A 333-nucleotide genomic window follows, 5' to 3' on the forward strand; every position below is an offset into this window, starting at 1 on the left:
GGCTTATCCCAGAGTTAAGGGCAGGTTACTCACGTGTTACTCACCCGTTCGCCACTAATCCCCCCAGCAAGCTGGAGATCATCGTTCGACTTGCATGTGTTAAGCACGCCGCCAGCGTTCATCCTGAGCCAGGATCAAACTCTCCGTTGAAGTAAAACAAAAACGAAACACAACCAGGCACCACGGGAAAACGCGGAAACCCGACTGCAAAATTTGAAACCAGCTGTAAAAACCAGACCCATCCACAGGGGCGGACCGATCCAGTCAATTCAACCAATTCATAAAACAATTGGTATCAACAAACTTGGCACACTATTGAGTTCTCAAACAACA

General features: G+C 48.0%; 1 rRNA gene. It reads right to left on the bottom strand.

From position 1 onward, the window contains the following. Positions 1 to 150: ribosomal RNA gene (locus FNL14_RS23060) — 16S ribosomal RNA — on the bottom strand; the annotation flags it as partial. Positions 151 to 333 lie beyond the last annotated feature (183 nt).

This window comes from Pseudarthrobacter sp. B4EP4b, from assembly GCF_006680095.1.
Taxonomy (GTDB): domain Bacteria; phylum Actinomycetota; class Actinomycetes; order Actinomycetales; family Micrococcaceae; genus Arthrobacter.